This is a genomic window from Micromonospora sp. WMMA1947, from assembly GCF_027497355.1.
Lineage (GTDB): Bacteria > Actinomycetota > Actinomycetes > Mycobacteriales > Micromonosporaceae > Micromonospora.
On the sequence record NZ_CP114909.1, the window covers coordinates 3,450,270 to 3,466,933 of the forward strand.

General features: G+C 72.9%; 11 protein-coding genes and 1 tRNA gene. 10 read left to right on the top strand and 2 right to left on the bottom strand.

Translation table 11 applies throughout. From position 1 onward, the window contains the following. Nucleotide 1 precedes the first annotated feature (1 nt). The 7 genes from O7604_RS16565 (at nucleotide 2) to O7604_RS16595 (ending at nucleotide 10,891) form a co-directional block, all read left to right on the top strand. Nucleotides 2–853, top strand: coding sequence for a TatD family hydrolase (locus O7604_RS16565; protein WP_269704640.1), 852 nt, complete (start codon nucleotides 2–4; stop codon nucleotides 851–853). Beyond that, nucleotides 853–2,073, top strand: a complete 1,221-nt coding sequence (gene eboE, locus O7604_RS16570) for a metabolite traffic protein EboE (protein ID WP_281577048.1) — start codon at nucleotides 853–855, stop codon at nucleotides 2,071–2,073. The genes O7604_RS16565 and eboE overlap by 1 nt, the downstream gene beginning before the upstream one ends. Further along, nucleotides 2,070–3,464: a nucleotide pyrophosphatase/phosphodiesterase family protein gene (locus tag O7604_RS16575; RefSeq protein ID WP_281577049.1), complete on the top strand. Its 1,395-nt coding sequence runs from the start codon at nucleotides 2,070–2,072 to the stop codon at nucleotides 3,462–3,464. Before eboE ends, O7604_RS16575 begins: the two co-directional genes overlap by 4 nt. Next, nucleotides 3,461–4,528, top strand: a complete 1,068-nt coding sequence (locus tag O7604_RS16580) for a polyprenyl synthetase family protein (protein ID WP_269704643.1) — start codon at nucleotides 3,461–3,463, stop codon at nucleotides 4,526–4,528. The genes O7604_RS16575 and O7604_RS16580 overlap by 4 nt, the downstream gene beginning before the upstream one ends. 220 nt (nucleotides 4,529–4,748) lie before the next feature. Then, nucleotides 4,749–7,583 (top strand): RICIN domain-containing protein, encoded by a 2,835-nt coding sequence (locus O7604_RS16585; RefSeq protein ID WP_281577050.1) that lies wholly within the window; start codon nucleotides 4,749–4,751, stop codon nucleotides 7,581–7,583. Nucleotides 7,584–7,600: 17 nt separating this feature from the next. Next, entirely contained in the window at nucleotides 7,601–9,709 is a 2,109-nt protein-coding gene (locus O7604_RS16590) for a ThuA domain-containing protein (protein WP_281577051.1), read from the top strand. 174 nt (nucleotides 9,710–9,883) lie between these two features. Then, the gene (locus O7604_RS16595) at nucleotides 9,884–10,891 is read left to right on the top strand and encodes a sugar phosphate isomerase/epimerase family protein (protein ID WP_043329109.1); all 1,008 of its coding nucleotides are present in this window, start codon (nucleotides 9,884–9,886) and stop codon (nucleotides 10,889–10,891) included. 157 nt (nucleotides 10,892–11,048) lie between these two features. Here O7604_RS16595 and O7604_RS16600 read toward each other — a convergent pair whose 3' ends face one another. Next, nucleotides 11,049–12,233 carry an ROK family transcriptional regulator gene (locus O7604_RS16600; RefSeq protein ID WP_281577052.1) on the bottom strand — a complete coding sequence of 395 codons (1,185 nt, stop codon included), beginning with the start codon at nucleotides 12,231–12,233 and terminating at the stop codon, nucleotides 11,049–11,051. A gap of 96 nt (nucleotides 12,234–12,329) precedes the next feature. Next, complete coding sequence (locus tag O7604_RS16605) at nucleotides 12,330–12,716, bottom strand: hypothetical protein (RefSeq protein ID WP_135241524.1); 387 nt, start codon at nucleotides 12,714–12,716, stop codon at nucleotides 12,330–12,332. A gap of 269 nt (nucleotides 12,717–12,985) precedes the next feature. On the opposite strand from O7604_RS16605, the gene O7604_RS16610 reads away from it, so the two are divergent. The 3 genes from O7604_RS16610 to O7604_RS16620 all read left to right on the top strand — a co-directional run bounded on the left by O7604_RS16610 (nucleotide 12,986) and on the right by O7604_RS16620 (nucleotide 16,600). Beyond that, a tRNA-Asn gene (locus O7604_RS16610) sits at nucleotides 12,986–13,058 on the top strand. Nucleotides 13,059–13,236: 178 nt separating this feature from the next. Further along, nucleotides 13,237–15,372, top strand: a complete 2,136-nt coding sequence (locus O7604_RS16615; RefSeq protein ID WP_281577053.1) for an MMPL family transporter — start codon at nucleotides 13,237–13,239, stop codon at nucleotides 15,370–15,372. Then, nucleotides 15,365–16,600: an FAD-dependent oxidoreductase gene (locus O7604_RS16620; protein ID WP_281577054.1), complete on the top strand. Its 1,236-nt coding sequence runs from the start codon at nucleotides 15,365–15,367 to the stop codon at nucleotides 16,598–16,600. The genes O7604_RS16615 and O7604_RS16620 overlap by 8 nt, the downstream gene beginning before the upstream one ends. Nucleotides 16,601–16,664: the final 64 nt, after the last annotated feature.

A 16,664-nucleotide genomic window follows, 5' to 3' on the forward strand; every position in this document is an offset into this window, starting at 1 on the left:
CATGCGCATCTTCGACCCGCACATCCACATGACGTCCCGCACCACCGACGACTACGAGCGGATGGCCGCCGCCGGGGTCCGCGCGGTGGTCGAGCCGGCGTTCTGGCTGGGCCAGCCGCGCACCAGCGTGGACAGCTTTGTGGACTACTTCGACTCGCTGATCGGGTGGGAGCCGTTCCGGGCTGGCCAGTTCGGGGTCCGGCACCACGCCACTGTGGCGCTGAACCCGAAGGAGGCGAACGACCCGCGCTGCCGGCCGGTGCTCGACCTGCTGCCCCGCTACCTGGACAAGGACGGCGTGGTGGCGGTCGGCGAGATCGGCTACGACGCGATGACGCCGGCCGAGGACGCCGCGCTGGCCGGTCAGCTCGCCCTGGCGGTCGCGCACGACCTGCCGGCGCTGGTGCACACACCGCACCGGGACAAGGCGCGCGGCGTGGAGCGCACCCTCGCCGTGGTCGCCGAGTCCGGCATCGCGCCCGGCCGGGTGCTGATCGACCACCTCAACGAGGTCACAGTCGAGCTGGTCCGGGACACCGGCTGCTGGCTGGGCTTCTCCATCTACCCGGAGACGAAGATGTCGCCGCCGCGCATGGTGGAGCTGCTGAAGCGGTACGGCACCGAGCGGATGCTGGTGAACTCGGCGGCCGACTGGGGCCGCTCGGATCCGCTGCTCACCCGGGCCACCGGGGAGGCGATGCTGCTCGCCGGGTTCGACGCCGACGACGTGGACCGGGTGCTGTGGCGCAACCCGGTCGAGTTCTACGGCCAGTCCGGCCGGCTCGACCTGACCGACCTGGAGGCCGCCGCGCCCACCTTCGCCGGCAACTCGATCGCGCGTGGGGGGCAGTGATGCGGCTGCGACACACCGACGGCACCACCGTCCACCTCGGCTACTGCACGAACGTGCACCCGGCCGAGGACCTCCCCGGCATCGTCGCGCAACTCGACACGTACGCGGTGGCGGTGCGCCGGGCACTCGACACCGACCGGCTCGGGCTCGGCCTCTGGCTGGCCGCGCCGGTGGCCGCCGCGCTCGCCGCCGACCCGTCGGCCCGCCGCTGGCTGCGGCACGAGCTGACCGTACGCGGGCTGGAGGTGGTCACGCTCAACGGCTTCCCGTACGCCGCGTTCCAGGCCCCGGTGGTCAAGGGCGCGGTGTACCACCCGGACTGGACCACGCCGCAGCGGTCGGCGTACACGCTGGACCTGGCCCGGGTGCTGGCCGACCTGCTGCCCGACGACGCCGCCCGCGGTTCGGTCTCGACGCTGCCGCTGGCCTGGCGCACCCCGTGGGACGCCGGGCGGACGGCCACCGCCCGGCGCCGGCTGGACGCGCTGGCCGACGGACTGGCCGCAGTGCAGCGGGAGACCGGCCGGGTGATCCGGGTCGGCTTCGAGCCGGAACCCGGCTGCCTGGTCGAGTCGACGGGACAAGCATGTGAGGTATTCTCAGACATGGATACCGACCGGCTCGGGATCTGCCTGGACCTCGCACACCTGGCGTGCGCCTGGGAGCAGCCGGCCGATGCCCTGGCCGGGCTGCGTGCCGCCGGTCTCCCCGTGGTCAAGGTCCAGGTGTCCGCCGCCGTCGAGGCGCCGGACCCGGCGGGCGCGAGCGCGGCGCTGCGCCGGTTCGTCGAACCGAGGTTCCTGCACCAGACCCGGGCGGCCGGGTGCGCCGGCGCCACCGACCCGGCCGACCCGGCGTACGCGGCCGACGACCTCGACGCCGCGCTCGACGCGCGGCTACCAGGGGCGTGGCGGGTGCACTACCACGTGCCGTTGCACGCCCCGCCCGAGCCGCCACTGCGCTCCACGGTGCCGGTGCTGCGTGAGGCGCTCGCCGCGTTGTTCGCCGGCCCGGTCGCCGGCTGCGACCACCTCGACGTCGAGACGTACACCTGGGGGGTGCTGCCGGAGGCGCGGCGGCCGCGCGGCGACGCGGAGCTGGCCGCCGGCATCGCCGCCGAGCTGGCGTTCGCCCGCGACGAGCTGACCGCGCTCGGGCTGGCCGACGGCGGCGCGCAGGGCGCTCCGGGCCTGCGAGCGGCGGAAGGCGTGCCCTCGTGAGCCGGCGGCTGGTGGTGCTCGACGTGGTCGGGCTGACGCCGCGGCTGCTGGCGCACATGCCCCGGCTGCGCGCGGTGGCCGACGCCGGGTTCGCGGCCGAACTGGGCACCGTGCTGCCGGCGGTGACCTGCTCGGCGCAGGCCACGTTCCTCACCGGCGAGCTGCCCTCCGGGCACGGCGTGGTGGGCAACGGCTGGTACTTCCGCGACCTGGGCGAGGTGCTGCTCTGGCGGCAGCACCACGCGCTCGTGGGCGGCGAGAAGGTGTGGCAGGCGGCCCGCCGCGTCGAGCCGGGCTACCGGGTCGCCAACGTCTGCTGGTGGTACGCGATGGGCGCGGACGTGGACTGGACGGTCACGCCACGGCCGGTCTACCACGCCGACGGCCGCAAGGAGCCGGACTGCTGGACCGACCCGCCCGAGCTGCGGGACACGCTCACCGACGCGCTCGGCACGTTCCCGCTGTTCAGCTACTGGGGGCCGGGCGCCGGGCTGCCGTCCTCGGCCTGGATCAGCCGGGCGGCGCAGCGCATCCTCGCCGACCACGCCCCCGACCTGACCCTGGTCTACCTGCCGCACCTCGACTACGACCTGCAACGCTTCGGCCCGTCCGACGCGCGGGCCGCCACCGCGGCGGCCGAACTGGACACCGTGCTCGCTCCGCTGCTGGACGCCGCGGCCGAGCAGCGAGCTACGGTGGTGGCGTTGTCCGAGTACGGCATCACCGACGTGTCCCGCCCGGTGGACGTGAACCGGATGCTGCGCGCCGAAGGGCTGTTGCGGGTCTACACCCAGGCCGGGATGGAATACCTCGACCCGTGGACGTCACGGGCGTTCGCGGTGGCCGACCACCAGGTGGCGCACGTCTACGTCAAGGATCCGGCGGACGTGCCGGCGGTGGCGAAGCTCTGCGCGTCGTTGCCGGGCGTGGCCGAGGTGCTCGACGCCGCCGGGCAGGCCGGGTACGGGCTGGATCACCCCCGCTCGGGCGAGCTGGTGCTGGTGGCCGAGCCGGACGCCTGGTTCACGTACTACTACTGGCTCGACGACGCGCGGGCGCCCGACTTCGCCCGGCTGGTGGAGATCCACCGCAAGCCCGGCTACGACCCGGCGGAGCTGTTCTTCGACCCGGCCGCGCCGGGTGCGGCGAAGCGCCGCGCGGCGGTGGCGCTGGCCCGCAAGAAGCTCGGGCTGCGCTACCTGATGTCCGTGGTCGGGCTGGACGCGGGCGCGCGGGCGGTACGTGGTTCACACGGGCGCCTGCCCGCCGACCCGGCGGACGGCCCGGTGCTGATCTGCTCCGACCGGGCCGCGATCCGGCCCCGGGTGGAGGCCACCGATGTGAAGGCGTTGCTGCTCGAACTCGCCGGGCTGGCCAGGGAGGCACCATGACCGTAACCGTCGCACCGACCGATCCGGCCCTGCTGCGGGGCCGCTTCGACGCCGCGCTAGCCGCGTTCCTGGACGCGAGAGAGCCGGATCGGCCGGACGACGGTACGGGGGCCGTCCACACCGCTGTGCGCTGGTTCGTCCTGGCCGGCGGTAAGCGGATGCGCCCGTTGTTCTGTTACTGGGGCTGGCGGGGGTTCGGTGGCCCGGACGGCTCGCCGATCGTGACCGCCGCCGCCTCGCTGGAGCTGTTCCACGCGTTCGCGCTGATCCACGACGACATCGTGGACCGCAGCGACCGTCGCCGGGGCGCGCCGACGCTGCACCGGTTCTTCGCCGACCTGCACACCTGCTCCGGCCGGCCGGGCGACGCCACGGCGTACGGGCGGCAGGCGGCGCTGCTCTGCGGTGACCTCTGTGCCACCTGGTCGGCGCAGATGTTCCACGGATGCGGGCTGCCGCCCGAGCGGCTGCACCGGGGGCACGTGCTGCTGGCCCGGATGCGCTCGGAGGTGATCGCGGGGGAGTACCTGGACGTGGTCGGGGCGGCCGGGGACGGCTCGGTGGCGGGCGCGCTCACCGTGGTACGGCTGAAGACGGCCCGCTACACGGTGACCCGTCCGGTGCAGATCGGCGCCGCGCTCGCCGGTGCGGCGCCGGAGGAGGTGGCGGCGCTGGCCGGGTTCGGCGATCCGCTCGGGGACGCGTTCCAGCTCCGTGACGACCTGCTCGGCGTCTTCGGCGACCCGGCGGTGACCGGCAAGTCCAACCTGGACGACCTGCGGGAGGGCAAGCCGACGGTGCTGCTGGCGCTGGCCCGGGCGTCCGCCTCCCCGGCCGGCGCGGCCCGGCTGGAGAAGCTGGTCGGCGATCGTGAACTCGATCAGGCGGGTGCCGCCGAGGTGCGGGGCATCGTCGAGGAGTCCGGCGCCCGGGATGCGGTGGAGCGGATGATCCGTACCCGGGCCGAGGCGTCGGTGCTCGCGCTGGAGGCGCTGCCGCTGGCGGAGCCGGCGCGGCGGGTGCTGGCCGGGCTCGTGGAGCGGGCGGTCGACCGCCACGAGTGACACCTACTTTTGTCGCTGAGCGCCGAAAGTGAAAGCCGATCGATCAGAAGCTATGGACACGCTGATCGAAAGGTCTTAATGTCGTGCACAGCACAACGCTGTTTCGTCGAGGTGACCGCCCCCGCACCGCCCGCCTCGGCGAGGCGCAGCATCCCCCGCTCGGCATCCGGCGCGACGCGCGCCCGGTCCTGGCTGCGCGCGTCAGGAAGGACAGCACAGCATGTCCAGCCACCACCACCCCCGTGCCCGACGACCGTTCGCCGCTGCCGCAGCGCTGCTGCTCGCGGCCACCGCCAGCGCCGTCACCGCGGCCGCGGCGCCCGTCCCGGCGTCCGCCCACCCGATCCCGGCGAGCGACTTCCAGCAGGTCGAACTCGCCCGCGGTGTCGCCGAGACCGGCGAACCGATGTCGCTCGCGGTGCTGCCGGACCGGTCGGTCCTGCACACCGCCCGCAACGGCACGCTGCGCCGCACCGACGCGGCCGGCGCCACCACTGTCATCGGCACGCTGCCGGTCTACACCCACGACGAGGAAGGGCTCCAGGGCGTCGGCGTCGACCCCGGCTTCGCCTCGAACCGGCACATCTACCTCTACTACGCGCCGCCGCTGTCCACCCCGGCCGGGGACGCGCCCGCCACCGGCACCGACTTCTCCGCCTGGCAGGGCGTCAACCGGCTCTCCCGGTTCACGCTCAACGCCGACTTCACGCTCAACCAGGCCAGCAAGGTCGACGTGCTCGACGTACCGGCCGACCGGGGGCTGTGCTGCCACGTCGGCGGCGACATCGACTTCGACGCCGCCGGCAACCTCTACCTGTCCACCGGTGACGACACGAACCCGTTCGACTCCGCCGGTTACGCGCCGATCGACGAGCGCACCAACCGCAACCCCGGGTACGACGCGCAGCGCAGCGCCGGCAACACCAACGACCTGCGGGGCAAGATCCTGCGGATCAAGGTGAACGCCAACGGCACGTACTCCATCCCGGCCGGCAACCTCTTCGCGCCCGGCACCGCGCGGACCCGCCCGGAGATCTACGCGATGGGCTTCCGCAACCCGTTCCGGATCAGCGTCGACAAGGCCACCGGCGTCGTCTACGTGGGCGACTACGGGCCGGACGCCGGCACCACCACGGCCCGCGGCCCGTCCGGGCAGGTCGAGTTCAACCGGGTCACCGGGCCCGGCAACTACGGCTGGCCGTACTGCACCGGCACCAACACGGCGGCCGAGACGTACGCCGAATGGGACTTCGCCACCGGCACCGCCGGACCGAAGTACAACTGCACCGGTGGTCCGACGAACAACTCCTTCCGCAACACCGGCCTGGCCACGCTGCCGGCGGCGAAGCCGTCCTGGATCCGCTACGCCGGTGACGCCGGCAGCCCGCCCGAGTTCGGCGGCGGCTCCGAGTCGCCGATGGGCGGCCCGGTCTACCGGTACGACGCGGCGAACCCGTCCACCACGAAGTTCCCGCAGTCCTTCGACGGGCAGTTCTTCGCCACCGAGTTCGGCCGGGGCTGGATCAAGCCGATCCACGTCAACGCCGACGGCTCACCCGGCACCATCGACACGTTCGGCTGGACCGGCAAGCAGGTGATGGACTCCGCGTTCGGCCCGGACGGCGCCTACTACGTGCTCGACTACGGCACCGGCTACTTCAACGGCGACGCCAACTCGGCGCTGTACCGCTTCGACTACCTCGGCGGCGCCAACCGCGCCCCGGTGGCCCGCGCCGCCGCCGACCGGACCTCCGGCGCCGCGCCGCTCGCTGTGGCGTTCTCCTCGGCCGGCTCGTCCGACCCCGAGGGCGGCGCGCTCACGTACGCCTGGACGTTCGGCGACGGCGGCACCTCCACCGCGGCGAACCCCTCGCACACCTACACCGCGAACGGCAGGTACACCGCCACGCTCACCGTCCGCGACCCGCAGGGCGCCACCGGCACCGCGAGCGTGACTGTCACCGTCGGCAACACCGCGCCCACAGTGGTCATCGAGACGCCCGGCAACGGCAAGCTGTTCTCCTTCGGCGACGCCGTGCCGTTCCGGATCACCGTCACCGACCCGGAGGACGCCACGATCGACTGCACGAAGGTCAAGATGACCTACGTGCTCGGCCACGACCAGCACGGCCACCAGATCACCTCGGCGACCGGCTGCACCGGCTCGATCGCCGTACCCGTCGACGGTGAGCACGACGACGCGGCGAACATCTTCGCCGTCTTCGACGCCGAGTACACCGACTCCGGCGGCCTCACCACGCACACCCAGCACACGCTCCAGCCCCGGCACCGGCAGGCCGAGCACTTCAGGACCTCGTCCGGGATCAACACGTTCGACAAGGCCACCGCCGAGGGCGGCAAGACCGTCGGCGACATCCAGAACGGCGACTGGATCGCGTTCCAGCCGTACCTGCTCGCCGACGCCACCGGGTTCACCGCGCGGGTCTCGTCCGCCGGGGCCGGCGGCACGCTGCAGGTGCGGGCCGGTTCGGCCACCGGCACCGTGCTCGGCTCGGCCACCGTCCCGGTCACCGGCGCCTGGGACACGTTCACCACAGTCACCGGCACGATCGCCAATCCGCCGGCCGGCACCACCACGCTCTACCTGACGTTCGCCGGGGGCAGCGGGGCGCTCTACGACCTGGACGCGTTCACGCTCACCACCTCGGCCGTCCGGACCGGCCCGGTCAAGGGCCTGGCCGGCAAGTGCCTGGACGTGCGCAACGCGGCGACCGCGGACGGCACCCAGATCCAGCTCTACACCTGCAACGGCACGACGGCGCAGTCGTGGACCGTGACCCCGAACGCCACGGTGAAGGCGCTCGGCAAGTGCCTGGACGTCTCCGGCGGGGCCACCGCCGACGGCACGAAGATCCAGCTGTACGCCTGCAACGGCACGGGTGCGCAGAACTGGTCGGCGCAGGCCGACGGGACGCTGCGCAACCCGCAGTCCGGCAAGTGCCTGGACGTGTCCGGCAACAACTCGGCCGACGGCACGGCGGTGCACCTGTGGACCTGCACGGGTGCCGCGAACCAGCGCTGGACCCTGCCCTGAGGATGAAGGAGAACCAGATGAAACTCCTGCGTACCGCACTGGGGGCGGTGACCGCCGTCCTCGCCACCATCGCCTGCACGGCGCCCGCGGGTCCGGCCACCGCCGCCGACGCCCCCTACGACGTGCTCGTCTTCTCCAAGACCGCCGGTTTCCGCCACGACTCCATCGCCACCGGCGTGCAGGCGGTACGGGAACTGGGCGCGGCGAACAGCTTCACCGTCACCGCGACCGAGGACGCCGCCCAGTTCACCACCGCCAACCTGGCCCGTTTCGAGGCGGTGATCTTCCTCAACACCACGGGCGACGTCCTCAACGCCAGCCAGCAGTCGGCGTTCGAGGCGTACATCGGCGCCGGCGGCGGGTACGTCGGCGTCCACTCCGCCGCCGACACCGAGTACGACTGGCCGTTCTACGGCAACCTGGTCGGCGCCTGGTTCGCCTCCCACCCGGCCATCCAGCCGGCCACGGTCAAGGTGGAGGACCGGGCGCACGCCGCGACCGCGCACCTGCCCCAGCAGTGGAACCGCACCGACGAGTGGTACGACTACCGCACCAACGCCCGCTCCACCGCGCACGTGCTCGCCAGCCTCGACGAGTCCTCGTACTCCGGGGGTTCGATGGGCGGCGACCACCCGCACGCCTGGTGCAAGACGTACAGCGGCGGCCGGTCCTTCTACACCGGCGGCGGCCACACCCAGGCGTCGTACGCCGACGCGGCGTTCCGCAACCACCTGCTCGGCGGCATCCGCTACGCGGCCGGGCGCACGAAGGCCGACTGCCGGCCGGAGACCGGCTACACCGCGCTCTACAACGGCGGCACCACCGGCTGGTCCCAGGCCGGGCCGGGCAGCTTCACCAACGCCGACGCCACGCTCACCTCGGTCGGCGGCATGGGCCTGTACTGGTACAGCGCGAAGCAGTTCACCAACTACTCGCTGAAGCTGGACTGGCGGCTGGCCGGTGACGACAACTCGGGCGTGTTCGTCGGATTCCCGCCGTCGAGCGACCCGAACTCGGCGGTCGACAACGGCTACGAGGTGCAGATCGACCCCACCGACGCAGCCGACCGGACCACCGGCGCGATCTACGGCTTCAAGTCCGCCGACCTGGCGGCCCGGGACGCGGCGCTCAACCCGGCGGGGGAGTGGAACACCTACGAGATCCTGGTCGAGTCCGAACGACTCCAGGTCTTCCTCAACGGCGTCCGCATCAACGACTTCACCAACACCGACCCGGTCCGGTCGCTCGCCGGGCACGTCGGCATCCAGAACCACGGCACCGGCGACGACGTCTCGTTCCGCAACATCCGGATCAAGGAACTCGGCGGCACGCCGCCGCCGACCGGCAACACCACCGTCCAGGCCGAGGCGTTCGGATCGGCCAGCGGCGTCAGCGCGTACCCCAAGGCCGGCGCCAACGGCGGCCAGACCCTGGGGTACGTGGACCCGGGCGACTGGGCCGCGTACCCGGGGCTGGACCTGACCGGTGTGACGTTGCTGCGCGCCCGGGTGGTCTCCGGCGGCCCGGGTGGCACGCTCCAGGTGCGGACCGGCTCGCCGACCGGGCCGGTGCTCGGCCAGGTGGCGGTGCCGAACACCGGCAGCTGGACCACGTTCGCCGACGTGAGCACCGCGCTCACCGGCGTGCCGTCCGGTACGCAGGCCGTGCACCTGACGTTCACCGGCAGCGGCTCCGGGCTGTTCGACGTCGACGACTTCACACTGGTCCGCGGCACCGCGAGCGGTGGCACCGGCCCGATCCGGGGCCTGGCCGGCAAGTGCCTGGACGTGCGCAACGGGTCGTCGGCCGACGGGACGCAGATCCAGCTCTACACCTGCAACGGCTCGACGGCGCAGGCGTGGACGGTGACGCCGAACGGGCCGGTGAAGGCGCTGGGCAAGTGCCTCGACGTGTCGGGCGGTGGCAACGCCAACGGCACGAAGATCCAGCTGTACGCGTGCAACGGCACGGGTGCGCAGAACTGGTCGGCGCAGGCCGACGGGACGGTACGCAACCCGCAGTCCGGCAAGTGCCTGGACGTGTCCGGCAACAACTCGGCCGACGGCACGGCGGTGCACCTGTGGACCTGCACGGGTGCGGCGAACCAGCGCTGGACCCTGCCCTGACGGAGGCCATAGAGTGGAGGCGGCGACCGCGAGGTGGCCGGTGACCCGGCGGGAGGCGCAACCCGTCCGGGAGCAGACGCTCCGGCGTCCACCGGTGCCCACGCGACCGCCGCCTCCGGTCGTCCTCGCCCCGGTCCGTGACGGAATCCCCCATCACCACAGGGGAGAAGGACAATGGCGCGACCCATCACGCTCTTCACCGGCCAGTGGGCCGATCTGCCGTTCGACGAGGTCTGCCGGCTCGCCGCCGAGTGGGGCTACGACGGGCTGGAGATCGCCTGCTGGGGCGACCACTTCGAGGTGGACAAGGCGCTCGCCGACGACTCGTACGTGGAGCGCAAGCGGGCCACTCTGGCCAAGCACAACCTCCAGGTGTTCGCCATCTCCAACCACCTGGTCGGCCAGGCGGTCTGCGACCACCCGATCGACGAGCGCCACCAGGACATCCTGCCGGCCCGGATCTGGGGCGACGGCGAGCCGGAGGGGGTGCGGCAGCGAGCCGCCGAGGAGATCAAGGACACCGCACGGGCGGCGGCGAAGCTCGGCGTCCGTACCGTCGTCGGCTTCACCGGTTCGTCGATCTGGCACACGGTGGCCATGTTCCCGCCGGTGCCGCCGGCCATGATCGAGCGCGGCTACCAGGACTTCGCCGACAGGTGGAACCCGATCCTGGACGTCTTCGACGAGGTGGGCGTGCGGTTCGCGCACGAGGTGCACCCCAGCGAGATCGCGTACGACTACTGGACCACCAAGCGCACGCTGGAGGCGATCGGGCACCGGGAGGCGTTCGGGCTCAACTGGGACCCGTCGCACTTCGTCTGGCAGGAGCTGGACCCGGTGAACTTCATCTTTGACTTCGCCGACCGGATCTACCACGTGGACTGCAAGGACGCGAAGGTTCGTACCGGGGACGGGCGGCGCGGCCGGCTCTCCTCCCACCTGCCGTGGGCCGACCTGCGGCGCGGCTGGGACTTCGTCTCCACCGGCCACGGCGACGTGCCGTGGGAGGACTGCTTCCGGGCGCTGAACGCGATCGGCTACGACGGCCCGATCTCGGTCGAGTGGGAGGACGCCGGCATGGACCGCCTGGTCGGCGCGCCGGAGGCACTCCAGTTCGTCCGCCGCCTGGCCTTCGACGCCCCGTCAGCCGCCTTCGACGCCGCCTTCAGCAGCCGCGACTGACCCCTCACCTCACCTCACCCCGCCCCGCCCTCGCCCTCCTCGCCCCCGCGATCTTGCAGTTGCGGCCCTGCCAAAACGGGTGTAACCGACATCCCGTGGGCCGCAAGTGCAAGATCGACGGCGTGGAGGGTGGGGTGGGGCGGCGAGGGGGTGGGGGCTAGCGGGCGGCGTAGGTCTGGGTGCTGACCAGGTGGGCCGCGCCTATCAGGCCGGCGGTGTCGCCGAGGTCGGACAGGACGATCGGCATGCTGCCGGTGGCCAGCGGCGTGGACCGCCGGTAGACCACGCCCCGGATCTCCGCGAGCAGCACCGGCCCGATCCCGACCGGCGCACCGCCGATGATCACGATGGCCGGGTTGACGAAGCTGACCAGCCCGACCAGCACCCGCCCGAGCCGGCGGGCGGCGTCGCGCACGAGCGTCTGCGCCGCCGGGTCGCCCTCGGTTGCCGCCGCCGCCACGTCGGCCACCGACAGCGTCCCGGCCGCCGCCAGCCGGTCCGCCAGCGCCGTCGAGCGCCCGGCCCGCGCGGCGCTCACCGCCTCCCGCACCAGTGCGACATCCCCGCAGTACGCCTCGACACACCCGTTGTTGCCGCAGCCGCAGAGCGGCCCGTCCTCGGTGAGCTGGAAGTGGCCGATGTCGCCCGCCCCGCTGGCCGCGCCCCGGTACAGCGCGCCGGCGAGCACCAGCCCGCAGCCGATCGCCTCACCCAGCTTGACGTAGAGGAAGTCGTCGAACGGGCGCCCGGTGCCCGCGTGCCGTTCGCCGAGGGCCATCGCGTTGGCGTCGTTGTCCACCTGCACCGGGCAGCCCAGTTCGGCGGCGAGCGTGTCGCGTACCGGGTAGCGGTGCCAGCCGGGCAGGGCCGGCGCGGAGACCGGCGTGCCGTCGCGGACCTCGACCGGCGCGGGCAGCGCGACGCCGACGCCGGTGAGCGACGCCAGTCCCGCCTCGACGCGCAGCTTGCCGAGCAGTTCGACGACGCGGCCGACCACCACGTCCGGGCCGAGCCGGACGTCCACCGGCTCGTCGTGGCGGGCGAGCGGGTTCAGCTCACCGTCGGTGAGCGCGACCCGCAGCACGCCGTCGCCGACGAGCACCGCACCGAACCGGACCTGCGCGCCGATGCGCAGCAGCGACGAGCGGCGTCCGCCCCGGGACGCGGCCGGACCGGCGGTCTCCACCAGGCCGAGCGCGGTCAGCCGGTCCACCTCGGCGGCGAACCGGGCCCGAGGCAGGCCGAGGAGGTCGGCCAGTTCGACCCGGGAGCGTGGGCCGTCGTCGCGCAGCAGGCGCAGCAGTCGCGCCTGATCCGCCGTCTCCGGTCCGACCATCGGCATGTGGTCACCTCCCCACGGAGAATGTGCCACACCGCCGCCCGCGCACACGGGAGCGGGCCGGTCACCCGGAGGTGACCGGCCCGCTGTCCGCTTACGTCAGAGCGTGTTGCCGGTGCTGGACGGCTTGGTGCTCGTGCCGGTGGTGGTCGAGCCGGACGCGCTGGTCGAGCCCGTCCCGTTGGCGCTGCGGCTGCCGACCGCGGCCGGCGTACCGGCGAACGGCTTGTCGGCGTCGGTCATGCCCGGCTTGCCGCCGTTGGTGGCGAGCTTCTCACCGAGCTTGGTCTGCCCCAGCTTGTCCTTGCCCTCCGAGTAGAGCCGGTTCGCCTGGGCCTGCGCGACCCCGGCCGCCTCCTGGACGGTCGGGTGGTCGAGCACCTTGCGCCCGCGGACCACCAGCTCCTCGTACTTCTCCCGGCCGGCACGGGCGCCCAGGACGAATCCCGCAGCCAGCCCGCCAAGAAACATGATCTTTCCGCGCATGGCGGCTCCTTCCGTACCTGACGCTCTCGCCGGTTTCCCGCCAGCTTGGCGGAACGACCGTCTCGCGCCTGCGTTCTCTGTCGACGGCTAACTACCCATCCTGCTCTCCGCTCATGCCTCCCTGTGCCGAGATGACGATTTGTCCGGAATTCTGGCGCGTCCGCCGGTCGGGTCCGGTCCCGGCAACCCCCTGGCGCACCACCCCCCGATGTCCTGTACTCTTGTCCCCGTCGCACGGAGCGGAGAGATCCGAACCGAGCGGTGCACGGTCCCCTGTAGCTCAATTGGCAGAGCAGCCGGCTGTTAACCGGCAGGTTATTGGTTCGAGTCCAATCGGGGGAGCTTCGCTCCACGTCACGCCCGTCGGTAGATCCGGCGGGCGTTCGTCGTTCCTGCCTCCCCTCGCGCGTGCCCGGCTGCCCGGTTTCCGCCCGCGAGTCCTCGTTCGCCGGGCAGGATGGTCGGCGTCGACCTAGACTCCCGCTGCGTCGATTGATGCGTCGATTCGAGGACGGTGGAGATGGCCGCAGGACGCAGCCGCTGGACCGCGACGCTGATCGCGGTGGCGGTGGTGCTCGGCTGGCTGATCGTCGGCGGCATCGCCGGCCCGTACTCCGGCAAGCTCTGCGAGGTCTCCACCAACGACAACGCCTCCTTCCTGCCGGCCGACGCCGAGGCCACCCGGGCGCAGGACCTCGCCGCCGGATTCGTCGACCGGGAGACCACCCCGGCACTCGTGGTCTACGAACGCCCCGGCGGCCTCACCCCGGCCGACCAGCAGCGCATCCAGGCCGACGCGGCCCGCTTCGCGGAGGTGCCGGGCGTGGTCGGCCCGCTGCCGCCGCCGATCGTCAGCCAGGACAAGCAGGCCGCCCAGGTGATCGTGCCGATCGACAGCGCCGAGGGCGAACAGATCCGGTCCGTTGTGGAACGCCTGCGCGACATCGCCGGCCCGGACCGCGACGGGCTCACCGTCGACGTGGCCGGACCCGCCGGGCTGCTCGGCGACCTGATCGAGGTGTTCAGCGCGATCGACGGGCCGCTGCTGCTGGTCACGCTCACAGTGGTGCTCGTCATCCTGCTCGTCGTCTACCGCAGCCCGGTGCTGTGGATCTTCCCGCTGCTGGCCGCCGGGATGTCGTACTCGCTCGCCGCCGTCTTCGTCTACCTGCTCGCCGACCACGACATCGTCAAGCTCAACGGGCAGGCGCAGGGCATCCTCACCGTGCTCGTCTTCGGTGCCGGCACCGACTACGCGCTGCTGCTCATCGCCCGCTACCGGGAGGAACTGCACCGGCACGAGCGGCCCTGGGACGCGATGCGGACCGCCTGGAAGGGCGCCGCCCCGGCCATCATCGCCTCCGGCGCCACAGTCATCGTCAGCCTGCTCTGCCTGCTGCTGTCCAGCCTCAACTCCAACCGCGCGCTCGGCCCGGTCAGCGCCGTCGGCATCGCCGCCACGCTGCTGGTGATGCTCACGTTCCTGCCCGCGCTGCTGGTCCTCGGCGGCCGCTGGGCGTTCTGGCCCCGGCGACCCCGGTACGACCAGGCCGACCCGCGCGCCGAACACGGCATCTGGGCGCGGATCGCCGGTTTCGTGGCGCGCCGCGCGCGTACCGTCTGGGTCGTCACCGCCGTCGCGCTGGCAGTGCTCGCGATCGGGGTGACCCAGCTCGGCGCCACCACCCTCGGCCAGTCGCAGCTGTTCACCCAGCGCACCGACTCGGTGGCCGGGCAGGAGGTCATCGACAGGCACTTCCCGGCCGGCACCGGCAGCCCCGCCACCATCTTCACCACCCAGGACACCGCGCGGCAGGTCGCCCAGGTGGCGCAGGGCGTACCGGGAGTCGCCTCGGTGCTGCCGCTCGGCGAGCGGGGCGAGAACGCGCCGCCCGACCCGGACGCGCCCCCGAAGGTGGTCGACGGGCGGGTGCAGCTCAACGTCACGCTCGCCGACCCGCCGGACAGCAACGGCGCCGAACGCACCATCCGCGACCTGCGCGAGGCGGTGCACCGGGTACCCGGCGCCGACGCCGTGGTCGGCGGCTTCACCGCGATCAACGTCGACACCGCCGACGCCTCGGTACGCGACCGCGACGTCATCATCCCGCTGGTGCTGCTCGTCATCGCGGTCATCCTGGCGCTGCTGCTGCGCGCCCTCGTCGCACCGGTGCTGCTGATCGCCACGGTGGTGCTGTCGTTCCTGGCCACGCTGGGCCTGTGCGCGCTGCTGTTCCGGTACGTCTTCGACTTCCCCGGCGTCGACCAGTCGTTCCCGCTGTTCGCGTTCGTCTTCCTGGTCGCGCTCGGCATCGACTACAACATCTTCCTGATGAGCCGGGTCCGCGAGGAGTCGGTACGCCGCGGCACCCGCGCCGGTGTGCTCGCCGGACTGGCCGTCACCGGCGGCGTGATCACCTCCGCCGGCATCGTGCTCGCCGCCACGTTCTCCGCGCTCGCCGTCCTGCCGCTCGTGGTGCTCGTCGAGCTGGGCGTGGCGGTAGCCGTCGGCGTCCTCCTCGACACCATCGTGGTCCGCTCGCTGCTGGTGCCCGCGCTCGCGTACGACATCGGGCCGAAGGTCTGGTGGCCGGGCCGCTTGTCGCGGTCGCACCGCGAGGGCGACCGGGCCGGGGCGGGGGTGGACCGTGCCTGACACGGACGTGGTGGTAGTCGGCGGCGGCCTGGCCGGTCTCGCCGCCGCCCGGCGGCTGCACCGCGCCGGCGTGCCCTGGCGGCTGGTGGAGGCGGGCGACCGGCTCGGCGGGCGGGTCGCCACCGACCGGGTCGACGGGTTCCTGCTGGACCGGGGCTTCCAGGTGCTCAACGCCGCGTACCCGCGACTCACCGGCCTGGTCGACGTCGGCGCGCTCGGGATGAGCTGGTTCACGCCCGGCGTGCTGGTACGCCGTGGCGACCGGCTGGAACGCCTGGTCAACCCGCTGCGCGAACCGACCGGCGCGCCCGGCACGCTCACCGCCGGCATCGGATCACTGACCGACCGGTTGCGGTTCGCCGCGCTCGCCGCCGGCTACGCGACGGTGCCGGTCGGCCGGCTGCTCGGCACACCCGAGACCAGCGCCGAGACGGCGCTGCGAAGGGCCGGGCTCTCCGACGCGATCATCGAGGAACTGCTGCGGCCGTTCCTGTCCGGCGTGCTGCTCGACCGCGAGCTGGCCACCTCCAGCCACGTCCTCGCGGTCATCATGCGCTCCTTCGCCCGGGGCCGGATCGGCCTGCCGGCGGACGGCATGGCGGCGCTGCCCCGGGCGCTCGCCGTGCCGCTTCCCGCCGAGCTGATCGAGCTGAACAGCCCGGTCACCGAGGTCGCGCCCGGCCGGGTCCGCACCCCGTCCGGCGAGATCACCGCCCGCGCCGTCGTGGTCGCCGCCGACCCGCCGGCGGCGGCCACGCTGCTGCCAGGGCTGCCGCGGGTACGCATGCACGCGTACACCACCTACTACCACCGCTCCGGCACGGCGCCACTGGACGAGCCGATCCTGCTGCTCGACGGCGACCGGCGCGAGCTCGTCGCCAACACGGTGGTGGTGAGCCGGGCCGCGCCCACGTACGCCCCCGACGGCCAGCATTTGGTCGCCACCTCGGTGGTCGGCCCGCAGGCACCGCCCGAACCGGTGATCCGGCGCGAACTGGACCGCCTCTACGGCCGCTCCACCGCCGACTGGACCCACCTCACCACCGTCGCCGTGCCGGAGGCGCTCCCGGCCGCACCGCCACCACAGGGCCGGCTGCGCAAACCGGTGGCGCTCGGCGACGGCCTGTACGTAGCAGGCGACCACCGGGACAGTCCGTCCATCCAGGGAGCGCTCGCCAGCGGGTGGCGGACGGCCGGCGCGGTCCTCGCGCAGTTGCGGCGAGCGTGAGCGATTGGTCGACGGGTTGCGCGTTGTTATCCTCGCGTAGCCCATCGTGCTGTCGCGGCCGTGT